16 protein-coding genes are annotated in these 17,842 nt (G+C 35.2%); 5 read left to right on the top strand and 11 right to left on the bottom strand.

All coding sequences use genetic code 11. From position 1 onward, the window contains the following. Window positions 1-182: 182 nt before the first annotated feature. The 11 genes from NFR82_RS01085 to NFR82_RS01035 all read right to left on the bottom strand — a co-directional run bounded on the left by NFR82_RS01085 (window position 183) and on the right by NFR82_RS01035 (window position 11,481). Window positions 183-824, bottom strand: coding sequence for a hypothetical protein (locus NFR82_RS01085; RefSeq protein ID WP_251716305.1), 642 nt, complete (start codon window positions 822-824; stop codon window positions 183-185). Window position 825: 1 nt separating this feature from the next. After that, the gene (locus tag NFR82_RS01080) at window positions 826-969 is read right to left on the bottom strand and encodes a hypothetical protein (protein WP_251716304.1); all 144 of its coding nucleotides are present in this window, start codon (window positions 967-969) and stop codon (window positions 826-828) included. A 493-nt stretch (window positions 970-1,462) separates the two neighbouring features. After that, entirely contained in the window at window positions 1,463-1,801 is a 339-nt protein-coding gene (locus tag NFR82_RS01075; protein ID WP_251716303.1) for a hypothetical protein, read from the bottom strand. A 567-nt stretch (window positions 1,802-2,368) separates the two neighbouring features. Beyond that, complete coding sequence (locus tag NFR82_RS01070; protein WP_251716302.1) at window positions 2,369-4,012, bottom strand: peptide ABC transporter substrate-binding protein; 1,644 nt, start codon at window positions 4,010-4,012, stop codon at window positions 2,369-2,371. A gap of 302 nt (window positions 4,013-4,314) precedes the next feature. Next, on the bottom strand, window positions 4,315-5,259 hold the full coding sequence (locus NFR82_RS01065; RefSeq protein ID WP_251716301.1) for an ABC transporter ATP-binding protein: 945 nt from the start codon (window positions 5,257-5,259) through the stop codon (window positions 4,315-4,317). A gap of 21 nt (window positions 5,260-5,280) precedes the next feature. Continuing rightward, entirely contained in the window at window positions 5,281-6,336 is a 1,056-nt protein-coding gene (locus tag NFR82_RS01060) for an ABC transporter ATP-binding protein (RefSeq protein WP_251716300.1), read from the bottom strand. A 10-nt stretch (window positions 6,337-6,346) separates the two neighbouring features. Further along, a complete protein-coding gene (locus NFR82_RS01055) occupies window positions 6,347-7,378 on the bottom strand; it encodes an ABC transporter permease (protein WP_251716299.1) in 1,032 nt (343 codons plus the stop codon). Between the two features lie 4 nt (window positions 7,379-7,382). Then, complete coding sequence (gene opp3b / locus NFR82_RS01050; RefSeq protein WP_251716298.1) at window positions 7,383-8,312, bottom strand: oligopeptide ABC transporter permease; 930 nt, start codon at window positions 8,310-8,312, stop codon at window positions 7,383-7,385. A 267-nt stretch (window positions 8,313-8,579) separates the two neighbouring features. Beyond that, window positions 8,580-10,199, bottom strand: coding sequence for a peptide ABC transporter substrate-binding protein (locus NFR82_RS01045; RefSeq protein ID WP_251716297.1), 1,620 nt, complete (start codon window positions 10,197-10,199; stop codon window positions 8,580-8,582). A gap of 339 nt (window positions 10,200-10,538) precedes the next feature. After that, a complete protein-coding gene (locus NFR82_RS01040) occupies window positions 10,539-10,877 on the bottom strand; it encodes a hypothetical protein (RefSeq protein ID WP_251716296.1) in 339 nt (112 codons plus the stop codon). Window positions 10,878-11,052: 175 nt separating this feature from the next. After that, complete coding sequence (locus NFR82_RS01035; protein WP_251716295.1) at window positions 11,053-11,481, bottom strand: N-acetyltransferase; 429 nt, start codon at window positions 11,479-11,481, stop codon at window positions 11,053-11,055. A 110-nt stretch (window positions 11,482-11,591) separates the two neighbouring features. Between NFR82_RS01035 and NFR82_RS01030 the strand changes: the two genes are divergently transcribed. The 5 genes from NFR82_RS01030 (at window position 11,592) to NFR82_RS01010 (ending at window position 17,795) form a co-directional block, all read left to right on the top strand. Continuing rightward, the gene (locus tag NFR82_RS01030; protein ID WP_251716294.1) at window positions 11,592-12,821 is read left to right on the top strand and encodes a CPBP family glutamic-type intramembrane protease; all 1,230 of its coding nucleotides are present in this window, start codon (window positions 11,592-11,594) and stop codon (window positions 12,819-12,821) included. Window positions 12,822-13,006: 185 nt separating this feature from the next. After that, a complete protein-coding gene (locus NFR82_RS01025; RefSeq protein ID WP_251716293.1) occupies window positions 13,007-13,807 on the top strand; it encodes a homoserine O-acetyltransferase/O-succinyltransferase family protein in 801 nt (266 codons plus the stop codon). A gap of 9 nt (window positions 13,808-13,816) precedes the next feature. Continuing rightward, the gene (gene cysK / locus NFR82_RS01020; protein WP_251716292.1) at window positions 13,817-14,749 is read left to right on the top strand and encodes a cysteine synthase A; all 933 of its coding nucleotides are present in this window, start codon (window positions 13,817-13,819) and stop codon (window positions 14,747-14,749) included. A 181-nt stretch (window positions 14,750-14,930) separates the two neighbouring features. After that, a complete protein-coding gene (locus NFR82_RS01015; protein ID WP_251716291.1) occupies window positions 14,931-15,800 on the top strand; it encodes an SPFH domain-containing protein in 870 nt (289 codons plus the stop codon). 369 nt (window positions 15,801-16,169) lie between these two features. Continuing rightward, window positions 16,170-17,795 carry an APC family permease gene (locus tag NFR82_RS01010; protein ID WP_251716290.1) on the top strand — a complete coding sequence of 542 codons (1,626 nt, stop codon included), beginning with the start codon at window positions 16,170-16,172 and terminating at the stop codon, window positions 17,793-17,795. The last annotated feature ends 47 nt before the right edge of the window (window positions 17,796-17,842 follow it).

Below are 17,842 nucleotides of genomic sequence, written 5' to 3'. Positions count from 1 at the left end.
ACAGTTTAAAAATCTTGCCGTATATAATCGCAAACTAGTTAAAAATTTTATTTAAAAAATTCTAAAACCAATTCTAAAATGGATACAAAAAATCACCAAATGAATGATCAGTTTTTTCTTTTTCCAAAAATTCTTCGTTGATTTTTTCGATTTTATTATCTAACTTCTTATTCAATTTGACACTAGCTTTCCTTAAAAACAATCTTGTGCTCGTGATATAGATTTTCTACTTTTAAATATAAAAATTTGTTGTACAAAAGTATGTAGCTCAATCCCGCTCCTGTCATAAGCATGCATGGCACTACCGATATAAGCCCCAAAAGTGAAGAAATAGTTTTAAATAGAAAAATTGGAGAGACATGGCCCGTAGCAATTATGAACAAGTAGAATAATTGACTACCCAAAAGATCTATCCATTTATCTTTAAATACCGTCTTCTTATTGAAGGTAAAATAAATATTTCCTACAAATGCTTCATTAAATTCTTCATCCGTCGCAAGCTCATACTCTTGGTGACTAGGGTAAGCTTTAGAAGCGATGTAATAAACCAGAACTATAGCTCCTATAATATTAAGTGCGATTAGAATAAAAATAACTTTTGGAGTAAGACTTTCCGTTATATTTAGTTGCTTTCGAAATAATGCAACCAGTCCAACGAGAACTAAGGTTAAGGTAAATGAGTATCCACCAGCTTTTTCACCTGACTTTTTTAATTCTTGCATATCAAGATTCTTCAAACCCCTTACTACAAGAGCTTTTTTGGTCTTAAAATCAAAATAGACTGTATCATTCTTAGTTCTTCCAATGAACATTAGCCATTTCATTTTAATGACTTCCTAATAAGTTTTTACTGTCTTGAACTATTCCTACTTCAGAATTAGCCATTCCTAAAGTAAAATCAACAGCTTTACAATTACTTTGTAAGTTATCGTAAGACTCCTTTAGCTCTTGAAACTCGATTCTTGACATTCTCCACCCTCCGTAGTTTATTATTTATTCGCTCTATTATGTTCTGTTTTTAGATAACGTTTGTTATCTATTAATTTATCAAGCTTTTACCCTATATGTCAACGATATATTAGTAGATAGTCGTCGATTTAATATTATGGATTGTAATGAATTTTAAGCGATTATGGCAACGGAGGCGGAGATGAACCACCTATGGATAAATACGTTACACATCAAGAATTAGAAGCAAATACTGAGAAAGTACTTCATTAATGGAAAATTATTTTACACAAACGCTTCAATGAAATTGATAAACATTTCAGTAATGTAGAGCTACAAATTAACGATGTGAAGAATACTGCTCAAAACAATCTCACTCTATTAAACTTTTAGAGTGAGATTTTTATACCTAAAAATGGCAAAAATAAAAAGTGAAAGAATCATCTTCCGCTTATTCCCTATCCAGAGTATTAAATTGATATTTAAAATTACTAAATTAATTGATCCCCGTTAATTAATCTTGAGTAACGTCCTTAGTGTTCAACCACTTACCATTTGAAACTTTAACGATCTTCTTACCGTTAACCTTCTTTACAGCTTTTGCAGTGTATTCTGAACCCATCTTAACTGACTTATTAGTCTTTTCTGCTTTTGCGTTGTATACAGAAACGGTTTGCTTCTTTGTGTCTTTTACAACTACCATAATCTTTTGACCCTTCTTAATTGCTGGATCTGTTGGCGCTACTTGTGCTGGTGCAAGTGGTGCTGTTGCTGCACTAACAACTTGACTACCCATACCTGCAAAGCTTAATGCGATAACTACACTTGAAACAACCTTAACTAACTTCTTCATTTTAAATACCTCTATATCTTCACTAATTTAACTCTTGGGATCTTTCATATCCCCTTGACATATATTATTATATAACACCTGTTATTCAATGCAAGGGATTTTGTGAAAAAGTTTTAGAAATTGTAAAACTTCAATGCAAATATCTATTTTCTATAATTTTTGCTTGTTATTTTATTAAATATATAGTTTATTTTAGAGTACATTAGAATAACACATAAGTGTATTCAATAACTAAGGTTATTAAAATGTGAACTTATTCAAATGGTAAATAACGTATGTTATACTAGTATACGTTGATAGGTGATATCAACTGTGCTTTTTAATACGTGAAGGGAGTTAATTCTTGACTCCCTTTTATAATCAAATATTAAATAACATATACCTTTATAGAGATCTTAACAAACTTATTGCTCTATGCTTAAATTGGTATAGACTAAGGTTGCTTTGAAAACATAATGTATAAAAATTGCAAATTCTATTAATTTTAATTTGCACATAAATAGCGTGTTCATTACGAACACGCTATTTGTTTTATCTTACTGGGTATCAATAAATTTTCTTTTTCTACTATTTTATATAGGCATATTTGTAACTCCATTGAGTACCAGCAGTATTATGAATAATTCCGTGCACTCTTGGATTTTGTAAATATGAAGTTGTCTGTTGATAAATTGGAGTAATCGCTTGTTCACTGTTAACAATCTTAGCTGCCTTAACTAGATCATTCCAGCGTTTATTAACATCATTGGCATCTTCATTTGCTCCGCGATTAACTAACTTATCATATTGCTTGTCTGACCACTTACCATGATTGTATGAGGTACCGGTCATTGGAATTTGCATGAAGGTCATTGGATCATTGAAGTCACCACCCCAATGTGAGAGATAAAGATCGAAGTCACCATTATTGGCACGACTATCAGCTGATTTTTCAGGGATATTATCAACATTGATCTTGATGCCCTTTAAGTGTTTAATCCATTGAGATTGCAAATATTGACTCAATTGTTCACTATCAGCTTCATCATTTGAAGCAAGAAGATTAAAGGTTAAACTCTTTTGACCAATTTCCTTTAAGCCCTTTTTCCAATATTTCTTGGCTAATTCTGGCTTATAATCAACAGTATTTCTAACCTTTTGCGACTTAGCAAAATCAACACCAGTAGTTGGATTTTCGGCTAAATCACTTGCAACAAATCCAGTAGGAAGAGTTGAACCATTACCTAAGATCTTCTTAGTAACAACATTTCGATCAATTGAAAGTGATAATGCTAGGCGAATATTGCGGTTGTTCAAGGCCTTATTATTAACGACATTCTTATCCTTGAAGTTGTACATCAAGAAACGTACAAGTGAATATGGGTATTCTTTAAAGTCCTTATTTGAGCGTAAGTTCTTAACTTGCTCACTTGATAAGGGAGTTAAATCCAACTTACCTTGTTGATATAATTGATAGCCAGTATTATTTGACTTTACTACCTGATAGTTAATCTTGTTTAACTTCACTACATCCTTGTCCCAATAATTCTTATTCTTTTCAAAAGACCAGGTATCGTTAGTTCCGTTCCAGCCAGTAATCTTAAATGGTCCTGAGTAGACTTGATATTGAGCCTTAGTAGCATATTTACTGCCATACTTCTTAACCACTTTTTCATTTTGAGGTCCAAAGAGTGGGTATGCCATCAAAACCTTGAAGTAAGCAATTGGACGATCTAATTGAACCACTACAGTCTTTTTATCAGGGGCCTTAATTCCAACTGAGTCTAAGCTCTTTTTACCAGCAATTGCCGCATCAGCATTTTTAACACCACTAAACAAGTATGAATATGGGGAAGCAGTTTTAGGATTCAAGCTTCTATGCCATGAGTAAACGAAGTCTTGGGCAGTGATTGGATCGCCATTTGACCATTTAGCATTTCTAATCTTGAAGGTCCAGGTCTTACCATCTTTTGAAACCTTACCAGATTCAGCAAGTCCTGGTGTAACCTTACCCTTTTCACCTAGGCGATAGAAGCTTTCAAATACATTACCGGTCTGACCATAACCGGTTGACTTACTGATATCAATGGTATCAAGTGGTGCAGTAGTACTTAGATTCAAAGTTTTATTGTCAGTTGCTGAACCTTGACTTGAATTGTTGCCGCAAGCTGCAAGAATTAATCCAGCAGAAACAGTAACTAAACCAGCAGCGAATGTCTTAAATTTAACCATCAGGTTTTCTCCTTAAAAAAATACAATACAAAAAGCGAGCCGCAGTACTCAACGTACTACAAGCTCGCTTCTTTGATATTATTCACTTAAATACTAATTGGATAATTAAATATTTATCGAAACAATATTATGAGGGATGCTCTGCACATTGGGCACGTCAAATAAGATGCAGCTAGTGCAACAACATTCTCTATTCTTTCTCATTTGACTTGCTAACAACATGCGATTCATCTCCTTTGTGTTCACTTATTAATTACAAGTTAGATCATAACTTATTGATTTTTTTATGTCAAGCATTTTCCTTATTTTTTGTAACTGGCCGCAACTTCTTTGTAATGTTCTACCTCATCTTCGCTACAACGAACATAGTGTCCTGGGGTAATTTCATGCATTGTACGCTCTTTTCCGTCCATTTCTTCTTTTTGAGAGTCATATTGAATCCTCTTACGCTTACGTTCAATTTCAGGATCGGGAATCGGAACAGCTGAAATTAGGCTCTTAGTGTAATCATGAAGCGGACGATCATATACATCATCAGCAGTTCCAACTTCAAGCAATTTACCAAAGTGCATAACTCCGATACGATCTGAAATAAACTTAACCATAGATAAATCATGAGCAATAAATAAGTAAGTTAAGCCCTGCTTTTTTTGCAAATCAATCATTAGGTTAACTACTTGAGCCTGAATTGATACATCAAGAGCAGAAATTGGTTCATCAGCTACGATAAATTTAGGTTGAACGGCAAGTGCACGCGCAATCCCGATTCTTTGCCGCTGACCACCAGAGAATTCGTGTGGGAAACGGCTAGCATGATTTTTATTCAACCCAACCTCCTCAAGCAATTCCTCTACACGCTGACGTCGTTCTTCTTTACTGTTAACCAAATGGTGAATATCAAGACCTTCAGCAATAATATCTTCAACTGTCATTCTAGGATTTAGTGAAGCATATGGATCTTGAAAGATCATTTGAGCATCCCGACGAAACTTCAATTTCTCATCACGAGACTTAAGGTTCTCAACATTCTTATCTTCAAATATTACTTCGCCATCAGTTGGTTTATATAATTGTAAAATTGAACGACCAGTAGTGGTCTTACCTGAACCTGATTCACCTACAAGTCCAAAGGTTTCACCTTCATAAATATCAAAACTTACATCATCAACAGCTTTAGTAGTTACTCGGCCATTTTTAAAGTACTGTTTGAGGTGCTTTACCTGTAAAATTTTCTTCTTTTCTGGCATACATAATCTCCTTTGCTGTGACTAATTTTCTGATACTAATTCATGATCTTTCTTCATCAAAGCATATTTCTTCCATCGTCTTTGAATTTCTAGTGGTGGCTCAACCTTTGGCGCGCCTGGTGCAAGAAGCCAAGTTGCTGCATAGTGAGTATCAGAAACTTTGAAAAACGGTGGCTTTCTTTCAATGTCGATCTTCATTGCATACTTATTTCTTGGCGCAAATGGATCTCCCTTAGGTGGATCCAAAAGATCTGGTGGCGTACCTGGAATTGATTCTAAAGTATCACTGTCCAAAGTTGGCATTGAGTTAATTAATCCCCAAGTATATGGATGTTGCGGATCAAAGAAAATATCATCAACCGTACCATATTCCAAAATTTCCCCAGCATACATTACGGCCACACGATCAGCCATCCCTGCAACAACACCCAAGTCGTGAGTGATGAAAATAATTGAGGTTTTAATACGCTTTTGTAAATCTTTCATCAAATCCAAAATTTCAGCTTGAACGGTTACATCAAGAGCAGTCGTTGGTTCATCTGCAAGTAAAATTTCAGGTTCACAGATAAGCGCGATTGCAATAACAATTCTTTGACGCATACCACCTGAGAATTGATGTGGATATTGGTTAATTCTTTTATCAGCATCAGGAATTCCAACAGCCTTCATCATTTCAAGTGCCTTAGCCCAAGCTTCTTTTTTGGATGCGCCCTTATGCTTAATCAAAGGCTCGGCTATTTGTTGACCAATTTTCATAGTTGGATCAAGTGAAGTCATTGGATCCTGGAAAATCATTGAAATTTCATTACCACGGATATTTTGCATATCCTTTTCTGAAGCTTCTAACAGGTTCTCTCCATGAAAGTTAATTTCACCGCCAACTACGTTAGCATTTTTAGCAAGAAGTCCAATAATACTTCTAGTAGTTACTGACTTACCCGAACCTGATTCACCTACGATAGCTAAAGTTTCACCTTTGTTTAAATGGAAACTCACATCACGGATGGCCTTAACTTCACCAGCGTATGTATTAAAGTCGATTTGTAAATTTTTTACATCTAAAATTTTTTCTGGCATGAAAGTCCTCCTAACGTTGTCCACGTGGGTCAAAGGCATCACGTAAACCGTCACCAAGCAAGTTAAAAGCAATCATCAAAATACACAAGACAATTGCCGGAATCCACATTTGGTATGGCAAGAATTGGAAATTCTTTTGACCTTCGTTAAGGAGTACACCAAGTGAAGTTTGTGGTGCAGAAATACCAATACCAATGAAACTCAAGAAAGCTTCGAAGAAGATGGCACTTGGGATAGTGTACATAGTTTGAATAATAATGATACTTGAAAGATTTGGAATCAAGTGCTTCCAAGCAATCTTACTTGAAGATTCACCAAGTGATCTAGCAGCAAGCACATATTCTTCATTCTTAAGACTCAAGGTCTCAGCTCTAACCTGACGAGCCATCGTTGTCCATGAAGAAATGGCAATTGCGATGATAATTGAAGTAATACCTGGTTTTAAAACAACTAACATTAAAACAGCGATGATTAAGTTTGGTACTGATGAGATAATTTCAATAATCCTCTGCATCACATTATCAACTCCGCCGCCTTTCCATCCAGAAATAACTCCGTATAGAACCCCAATGGTTAAGTCGAAGAAGGCAGCAACTAAAGCAACAATTAATGAAATTTTAGTACCGTAAATAATTCTTTGACCAAGTGGACGACCTAAGTAGTCGGTTCCGGCAATAAAGTATTTATCTTTTGGAACGTTGTTTTGAGCATAGGCATCAACCCATTGACCGTTTTGCTTAAGCTTACCATTAAGTCCGTTAATAGCACCAAAGCCAGGAATTTTTGGTGGTAAGTTAGCGTATTGGGGATGTGATTTAACTAAAGTAGAGTTGTTAATGAATGGCGTTGAACCAAAAGCAATAACCATCATTAAGATAATAATAATTGCGGAAATGACTGCCGCTTTACGTTGTTTGAATCTAATCCAAACGTTTTGACCGAATGACAATGATGGACCAGCAATTTTTTCACTATCTTCACGTTCATCCTTTGTCAAAGGTTCAAAGGCGTCTGGGCTAAGCTTTAAATCTTCTTCATTCATAAAGTTAGGCCTCCTTTTCCGTTAATCTAATTCTTGGATCAATTAATCCGTAAATAATATCTGTGATCAATAAGATTACTACTAATCCCACACAGTAGACCATTGTTACACCCATGATTGTTGGGTAGTCGTTGGTTAAGATTGACTTAACAAATTGTTCACCAATTCCAGGGATGTTAAAGATATTTTCAATAACCATTGACCCAGTCATCAGCGCTACTGCATATGGTCCGATTAAAGTTACAAGTGGGATCATTGAGTTACGCATTGCGTGCTTTCTAATTACTTCAGTTCTTGAAAGACCTTTGGCCTTACCTAATTCAATGTAATCACTACTTAAAGTATCAACCATACTTGTTCTAATAAATCTGGCTGTTTCCGCAAGCGGCCCCACTGATAAGGCAAGTGTTGGTAAAATAGTCTGTGAGAATGAACCCCAACCTGCAATTGGGAACCAACCAAGTTTAAGACCAATATAGTATTGTAAAATTACTGCTAAAACGAAGTTAGGAACTGACTTACCGATAATTGCAAAAACCGTTGCAGTTGAGTCAGCCCATGTTCCTTGCTTCATTGCGGCAATTGCGCCAACGAATACACCGACAACTACACCAAAGATTAGGGCTTGAAGTCCAAGTTGAACTGAAACACCTAAACGGGCAGAAATCAAACTTGATACTGGTTGGTTACTGTATTGGAAAGATGTTCCAAAGTCACCATGAAGCATCCCACCAATATAGATCAGGTACTGCTCCCAAATCGGTTTATTAAGACCATATTGTTTATTCATAATTTCCAACTGAGTTGGTGTCATCTTCGCTTCATTTGCGTATGGCGAACCTGGCATCAATTTCATTAAGAAGAAAGTGATAGTTGCCACAATAAACAAAGTGAGGATCATGTAGAATATACGTTTAAGTAAGTATCTTGTCATATTTTCCGCTCCTCATTTTTACTATGATTTTAATTTTTTTCTTATTATAGCCAATCAAATAGATAAAATCTATATAAAAATTAAAAAAATAGGAGAAAAAGCGTTTTCTTTTCCTATTTTTTTAATCTTGTTTGTTATTTAACTCATTTCCAGTATTCTTGAAGTTATGCTTTATCTCTACACTGTTTTTTCTTCAAAATTTTAACGTTTTTAACAAAAAAGGCAACCATCTTCTTGCAGTTACCCTTTTCGCTTATAAAACTACTCTTAATTGCCTGATACGTATGCGTTCTTAAAGTTATAGTTAAGTCCTGCACCGTTGTATACAATTCCCTTGATGTCTGGACGAACGAGCCATGCTTCGGTCTTGTAGTACAAAGGAGTAATACCTTGATCTTGAAGTAAGATCTTTTCAGATTTTTCTAAATCGTCGTAACGCTTAGTAGTATCTGCAGTTACCTTTGAATCAGCAATTAACTTGTCGTATTGAGCATTGCTCCATTTACCGTTGTTGTTCGAGTTCTTGGAAGTGAACAAATCAACGAATGAAATTGGATCAGCGAAGTCTGCGGACCAGCCTGAAACAACAACGTCAAAGTTACCGGAAGTTGAACGACTTAAACGAGTCTTGAATGGTACGTTGCTTACGCTAACTTTCAATCCCTTTAAGTTTTCTTCTAATTGACTTTGAAGAGTTTCAGTTGTCTTTTGACCGGCATCGGTATCATCAGAAAGGATACTGAATGATGGGTTCTTGATTCCAGTTTCTTGAAGTGCTTTCTTGTAAAGCTTTTGTGCTTCCTTAGGATTGTATAGACTATATTCCTTGCTACCAACAATTGATGACCAATCCTTACCGTTATAGTTAACAACACCCTTTGAAGTTAAGCTATCAGCAGGAGTGTTGGAACCACCTAAAGCATTACCCAAGGCTTTTCTGTTGATTGACATTGAGATTGCGCGACGGAAGTTAGCGTTTTGGAATAACTTCTTCTTTTGATTGTATTGTAAATAGAAGGTTGCAGCAGTATTACGTAATGTGTAACCACTTTGATTCTTCAAATTCTTGGTTTGTTGAGAATCAAGCATTACTGCATCAATCTTGTTTGATTGGTACAAGTTATAAGCCGTTGATGGAGTCTTTTGAACACTGTAGTTAATTGTATCTAACTTAACTGCTTTTTTGTCCCAGTAGTTAGGGTTCTTTTGAAGTTTCCATGAAAGGTTTGAACCTGTCCAGCCCTTTTGTACGAATGGTCCATTGTAAACCATGTATTTAGAAGCAGTACCATACTTAGAACCGTACTTTTCAACCACTTTTTCATTTTGTGGATTGAATAATGGGAATCCCATCAAAAGCTTAAAGTATGGAATTCTCTTATCCAAAGTTACAACAAGCTTATTATTTCCCTCGGCTTTTACTCCCAAACTGTTTACGGGAGCCTTACCAGCTGAAATTTTTGTGGCATTATGAATCCCTTCAAAAAGGTATGCATATTGTGAGGCTGTCTTTGGATTTACAGTTCTACGCCATGAGTAGACGAAGTCCTTGGCCGTTAACTTGTCACCGTTTGACCATTTTGAATCACGAAGTGTGAAGGTCCAAGTCTTACCATCTTTTGATACCTTAGTAGAAGTTGCCAAAGCATTTTCAACTTTGTTGTTCTTACCTAAACGATAAATACCTTCAGTAACGTTACCAAGTTGGTTAAAACTTGTTGCGTCGGTTGCCTTAGAAATATCCATTGTTGGAATTTCGGCACTTTCTTCCCAATTGATAGACTTCTTTGATCCACCGGATGATGAATTATTTGAGCCACAGGCAGCTAATGCTGCTGCAGAAGTTAAAACAACTGCACCTGCAGTTAATACCTTCTTAAATTTCATAAATCTTTGCCCCTCTCGTTAATGAGAATTAAATAAGTTTTTTAAGTTAAAATTAGTATACAGTTAGTGTTTTTAATTTTCAAGCTATTTTTTTATTTTATTCTTATTTTTCGCTTTAGGGCAAAATAATACGCCTATAGTTAATATAGACGCTAACATAAATACTATTACTTTAATGCCTCACCAGAAGTATTAGTTTTCTCCAAACCAACAGATTCATGAATATCTTATATCTTTTTCACAAAAAACGGAAGCAATCGCTTCCGTTATCCATCCCTCATTTGAGCTATTTTTCTTTTTTTGATATTTAAAATTACTAAATTAATTGATCCCCGTTAATTAATCTTGAGTAACGTCCTTAGTGTTCAACCACTTACCATTTGAAACTTTAACGATCTTCTTACCGTTAACCTTCTTTACAGCTTTTGCAGTGTATTCTGAACCCATCTTAACTGACTTGTTAGTCTTTTCTGCTTTTGCGTTGTATACAGAAACGGTTTGCTTCTTAGTGTCTTTTACAACTACCATGATCTTTTGACCCTTCTTAATTGCTGGATCTGTTGGCGCTACTTGTGCTGGTGCAAGTGCTACTGTTGCTGCACTGACAACTTGACTACCCATACCTGCAAAGCTTAATGCGATAACTACACTTGAAACAACCTTAACTAACTTCTTCATTTTAAATACCTCTATATCTTCACTAATTTAACTCTTGGGATCTTTCATATCCCCTTGACATATATTATTATATAACACTTGTTATTCAATGCAAGTGATTTTTGCAAAAAAATTTAGAAATATTATAAATCAGCCAACAAACGTTATCTTATTAAGCTTTTTATGAGATACTTTTTTATTTTTCTTTCTTCCAAATCATTCTATATTCTTTTTCACCAGTTTCTGTATCAAGGCCTTCTGAAGAAATAGTCATCCCTTCTCGCAAATAGAAATTCAAAGCGCCTTGATTTTTCTCATAGACATCCAAACTAAATTTGGAATAACTTTCCTTAATGTAATTTAGTAGTTTCTTACCTATTCTCTTACCACGATAGTCTTTATCAACGAAAATTCCAGCTAGATAGTCACCCATCATCCCCACAAAACCTAAAATTTCGCCATTCTCTTCATCTACATATATTTTTGCTTCAAGCATGGTACTTTTTACCGTATCAAAATTTTCGTTCCAATATTTTTCATCGATAAAGCTATGTGCTTGAATATTACTTTCAAGCCAAATTTGCATGACTCGATCGATATCTTTTTTCTCAAATTTTCTAATCATTTCATTCACCTATATATAATTATCTTCCTAAATATGTTTATAAATACAAAGTATCGTTTTCAATACCCCAAATCTACAATATAATTATACTTATCGGAGGAAAGAATATAATGAAATTTTTACAATGGGATAGAAAAGTTTGGCAATTAATGCTAAATATTGAGATCATCTATATAATTTTTATCAATTTATTATTAGCAGTAACAAATTTTAAACCAAATTTATTTGCAACTATCATAATTTTTATAGGTTTATTAGTCTTAAATTACTATCAAGATAAAAACAAATATCTACCTTATTTTGCAATTTGGCTTAATCTTATGCTAATTCCAAATAATATTTGTATAGCGTGGGCAAATACAGGGAACTTTCTATTCGATAAATTAACAATTATTTCACCAATCATTGTCATTATAATGTGGGCGTTTTGGTTAGTTCTTTTAGTGCCATTAGCTATGACCTCAGCTAGTAGAGTAAATAATTGGTTCTTGCGTTTACTAGCCGTCTTGTTTTTAAATGTTCAATTTGGTCAAGACATCTTTTTTAAGATAAAACACTTACCATTTTTAGCATCGTTTAACGATCAAGGTGTCATTACAGCATTGGCGTTCTTGATTTTGATCTGCTTTCTTTCATATAGCTGGGGATTTCGGTTTAATCCAAACTTGAAATTTGAACCAAGTTTGAATTTCAAGTGGAGTGTTTTCACTAGTTTAATAGTTCTTTTAGTAATTAACGTTTTATGGAATGATTTCGGTGGAAACGGGGAAACGATTTTCTCCATGCTATTCTCATTTTCAGCTGATATTCAGGCAAAATATTTCACTTTAAACAGTTTCACCGCTGCTTTACGACCAGCGATTCTTGAAGAAGCAGAGCGTTATATCTGGATGATAATCTTTTTGGCAGGATTCAATCACTATCGCAAATGGCGTGTACCAGTCGCTGTTTATGCCTCAACTCTCCTTTTTTCATTAAGTCATTTTACAAATGTTGGTGTTGATGGACAAAGCTTCATGGCTACAGTAAGCCAAGTGATTGCTGTTTCCGATGCTATGATTTGGGCTGTTGTCTTCTTATACATTGGCAAGCTTTGGATTCCAATGATTGCCCACTTCTTTATGGATTACTTAATTAACATTCAATCAGGTTGGAGTTCTGTCAGTTCTTGGAATGGCAGTTTCCCAGATTGGGCCACAACTTTCATTCCAGTTATATTCGGACTTGCCGTAACAATTTGGATGATGTTTGGTGAACGACGAAAAGTTATGGAAGAAAATGCAGATCGTTTGCTTCAAATCCATAATTATAATGATTTCTTTGTTACAAATTTTATTTAAGAAATTTATCAAAAACCGCTATAAACTCTTTCAAAAGTCTTTATAGTGGTTTTTATTTTGTCTTTTTCCAACTATAGCTACAAAACATACCTAAGCATATGGATTTAATATAGTTAAATCCGTTGCTTATTTTTTATAAGTGATTATAATTATTAGTATCTTATAAAATGTAAGGAGGCGAAATCATGAACGAAAGCAAGTTGCGAATTGGTATTTTAAACATTATGCATGATAAAGAAGATACCCAAAAGCGCTACGATCAAGCTTTAAAGACTTTACCGCTTGATGTAGACATTGAATACTTCTACCCTGCTAGTCGCTATCCAAAAGATGCCGTACCGGATGAAATTGCTAGAATTTCTTCACCATTAAACCTTAAAGAGGTAAGAAATTTTGACGGTTTTATCATCACAGGTTTTGCCGCTGAAACAATACCATTTGAAAACATTACTTTCATAGATGAGATCAAAAAGTTAATTGACGAATTAAACAGAAATAATGTGGAGCAGCTATACTTCTGTTGGGGTGCAATGATAGCGCTCAATTATCTTTATGGCATTGAGAAACATCCTATGCCGGAAAAGTTATTCGGGGTCTACAAAAATCGAATTACTCATCACACCAACCTACTTAATGGTTTCAATCATGAGTTTTTCGCCCCACATGCACGTTATACAGAAATGGATTATGACCAAGTTAAGCAAAATCCAGCATTAGAAATCAATGCCGAAACTTTAGACAAGCAACTTTTCTTGGTTAGTTCAATTGAACATCCTGAACAAAATTTTTTATTCTCGCATATGGAATATGGTCAAGACGCATTAGACAAAGAATATCAAAGAGAAGTTGCTGCTCACCCAGAAAAAGAATACAAAAGGCCTGAAAATACCGAAATTAATTGGTATCAAAATCAGCGTCGCTTCTTCTTCAACTGGCTTGAACAAGTTAGCAGTCACAAAATAGAAAAATCATTATTAGCAATATAGGAGAAAAATATGTCGACAGTTTACAATTCAATCACTGAATTAATTGGTAATACCCCACTTTTAAAATTAAACCGCGTTCTTCCAAAAGACGCAGCAAATATTTACGTAAAACTCGAATTTGAAAATCCAGCTGGATCAGTCAAGGATAGAATTGCTCTTGCAATGATCGAAAGAGCCGAAGCTGAAGGTAAATTAAAGGCTGGTGATACCATCGTTGAACCAACTTCAGGAAATACTGGTATTGGTCTTGCTTCAGTTGCTGCAGCTAAGGGTTACCACTTAGTAATCATCATGCCGGAAACAATGAGTGTTGAACGTCGTAAACTCATGAAAGGCTATGGTGCAGAACTTATTTTGACTCCAGGAAGCGACGGTATGAAAGGATCAATTGCTAAGGCTGAAGAATTAGTTAAAGAAAATGGCTACTTCATGCCAATGCAATTTGAAAACCTTGCTAACCCTAACATCCATGAATTAACTACTGGTCCTGAAATCATCGCTTCAATGAATGGTATTGGTGAAAAGATCGATGCCTTTGTTGCGGGTGTTGGTACCGGTGGTACTTTATCAGGTATTGGTCAGGCTCTTAAGAAGAACGATCCTAATACTAAAGTTTACGCATTGGAACCAGCAGAATCACCACTTCTTAAGGAAGGTAAAACTGGCAAGCACGGTATTCAGGGGATATCAGCTGGTTTCATCCCTAAAAACTTAGACCAAAATATCTATGACGATGTTGTAGAAATCTCTACTGAAAAGGCTATGGAAACCGCTCGTGAAGTTGCAAGAAAAGAAGGCTTCCTTCCAGGTATTTCAGCTGGAGCAAACATCGCTGGTGCTATTGAACTTGCTAAGAAATTGGGCAAGGGCCACAATGTTGTAACTGTTGTGCCAGATGGAGGTGATCGTTACCTTTCAACTGCTTTATTTGAAGAAAAATAATATCTACTAATAACCTATTTCATATTTTATTCAACTATCCTATTAATAACTAACATAAAAAAGCCAAGATTTTATAACTTGAATCTTGGCTTTTTCCTTTTCCAAAAATATTTTAAAAATCTATATCCATCCATATCTAATTATGGGATAATATCAGCAATTAATATTGGAGGATAAAAACATGACAATTTTTATATTATTTATCATTATCTTAATCTACATTATTCTAGGTTTTCGCATCGTTCCCCAGAACTACGAAGGCCTAATTGAAACACTTGGTAAGTACTCTAAAACTGTTAAGGCAGGTTTCGTCTTTATTTGGCCTTTCTTCCAAAGAATCCGTAAGGTCAGCCTAGCTCTTCAACCACTTGAAATTTCAAAATACCGCATTATTACTAAAGATAATGCCGAAATCACTACTAGTTTGACTCTTAACTACTTAGTAACTGATTCTTACAAATACTTCTACAACAACACTGATTCTGTTGAATCAATGGTGCAATTAATCCGCGGTCACCTTCGTGACATTATCGGACGAATGGAACTTAATGAAGCATTGGGTTCAACTAGTCAAATTAACGCTCAGCTTTCTGAAGCAATCGGTGATTTAACCGACCTTTACGGTATCCGCGTCGTTCGTGTTAACGTCGATGAACTTTTACCAAGTCCTGAAATTCAGAAGGCAATGGATAAGCAGTTGACTGCAGATCGTGAAAAGACCGCCGCAATCGCTAAGGCCGAAGGTGAAGCTCGTAATATTGAATTAACTACCAAAGCTAAAAATGATGCATTGGTCGCTACGGCTAAAGCTAATGCGGAAGCTGTTAAAACTCAAGCTGATGCCGAAGCTTATCGGATTGATAAATTACAAGAAGCTCTTAACAGTGCTGGTGATGGTTACTTCAGAAATCAAAGTTTGGACAGCTTTAATCATTTAGCTGATGGTCCAAACAATTTGATCGTTGTTGATAAAGATGAAATTACCAATTTAGGAAAGATTCCAGCTGCCAAGAAAGTTTGGGAAAGTTCTAGTCAACCAGAAGACCTATAAATAATTATGAGGTGAAGTCAGGCGAATGTCTGTACTTTGCCTTTTTATTTTACGAAAAAATAGGAATAGATTTTAATTCCCCCCTCTTCTAATGTAATGTTTATGAATTAGCACCTTATTGTAATCTGTCGAGCTGTTTTATTTGCAAATATCTTTAAATATCCTATGCTTAATGTGTTAGCGATTACACAAAACGGGAGGCAACGAGAAAAAAGAAAATTTTAATTATGCATATATAGTCAACGTTAATTTTTATTTATTTTAAGGCAGACAGATTTTAATCTTTTACTTTAGTAAATTATTTTATTGATGTTGACCAAATGGTAATGTCTAAGTTTTTAATTTACTAGAGGAGTGAGTATTAATTTTATGGAAAAAGAAGATTCTAATCAAAATAATAATATATACATATCTGTCCTCGCCTTGACAATGATGAATGTATCGATGGTAGCTGGTTTAGGAAATGATGTTCAGCAATCATTTTATGGACTTGCTTCAGTTACTTACTTTGCTATTGGGGCAATTTGCTTTTTCATTCCTACGGCTCTTGTTGCCGCAGAATTAGCTTCTGGATGGAGTAATCGAGGTGGGATTTTCCGCTGGGTCGGTGAAGGCCTTGGCAGAGGATGGGCCTTAACATGTTTACTTATTTTATGGTTCCAAACAATGATTAACTTCGGAATGGGGATGCCAAGTTTTACTGCAACAATTATGTTTTATACGCCAAATTATGACGCAGCGGTAAAATTTGCCCAAAATCCACAACATGAAATCTTAATCATGACTGGTTGGATTATTCTTTATTGGTTACTAACCTTCCTTGCTACTAAAGGTGTTAAAGCCTTTGCTAACATTGCGAAATATGGTGTAATCATTGGTAGTTTAATCCCATTAGTAATTATGATTATTTTAGCCATTGTTTGGGTTGCCCAAGGGCACCAGCCTGCTATTCCAATGACACCAAAGGGTTTAATACCGAAATGGAATGGTATGAGCACCCTAGCACTAGCGGCTGGAGTCTTCTTCTCATACACGGGAATTGATATGAATGCTGCTCACATTAAGCAGTTGAAACATCCTGAAAAAGACTTTCCAAAGGCAATGTTCTTCTCAATCATCATTGCATTTTTGATCTTTGTAATCGGTACACTTATTATTGCTATTATTATTCCAGAAAAACAAATCAATGTATTATACACTCTATTTTCAGTATTCAGAGTGTTAGGTTCAACTATTGGGATGCCTTGGCTTTATATGGTAATTGTCTGGGCACTTCTATGTAACACTATTGCTATGGTCGTAACCAACATGGCCGGACCTTCATTTATGTTAGGTCAGGCCGGCGGTAGTGGTTTCTTACCAAACTGGTTCCAAAAGAAGAATAAACATCAAATGCCTGCCCACTTAATGTATACTCAAATTGCTGGAATGACAGTTATCGCTTATTTAGTAAAATTAATTCCGAATGTAGAAGGGTTTGTAATTCTTTTAACTCAAACAATTACTATTCTTTACATGATTTATTACATCTTAATGTTTATCGCATTTTTGAAATTAAGATATGATCAGCCAAACCGTCCACGTTCCTTCAAAGTTCCTGGCGGCAAATTCGGAGCATGGCTTACTGCTGGAATCGGTCTTATCTCCAGCGTATTTGCGATCGTATTAGCCTTATATCCACCAGCACAAGTTAAAGCAGAAGTTGGTTCACCTATTATCTACGTTTCTGTAATTATTATTTTGGTTGCAATTATCTTCGCCGTTTGTTTTGCTTTGTATGAACTTTCCAAACGTCATACTGATTGGGTGGATGAAACAAACAAATTTGCCCCATTTACCTGGGAAATTGAAGGCATGGATAAACCTGGTAAGGCTCTTTCTAACATTCCAACAGCAACCTTATCAGAAGATCAAAATCCAATGGGAATGCCAATTAAGCATCATTTCGATCCTGATCAACAAGTACCAAATTCAAAATCTACAAATACAAACTGATATAAGAAATAATTTCTACTAGTTTTGTTTATTTTCGTATCTATGGT

It is taken from the genome of Lactobacillus agrestimuris (assembly GCF_943193025.1).
Classification (GTDB): domain Bacteria; phylum Bacillota; class Bacilli; order Lactobacillales; family Lactobacillaceae; genus Lactobacillus; species Lactobacillus agrestimuris.
This window is presented reverse-complemented; position numbering and strand designations above follow the sequence as displayed.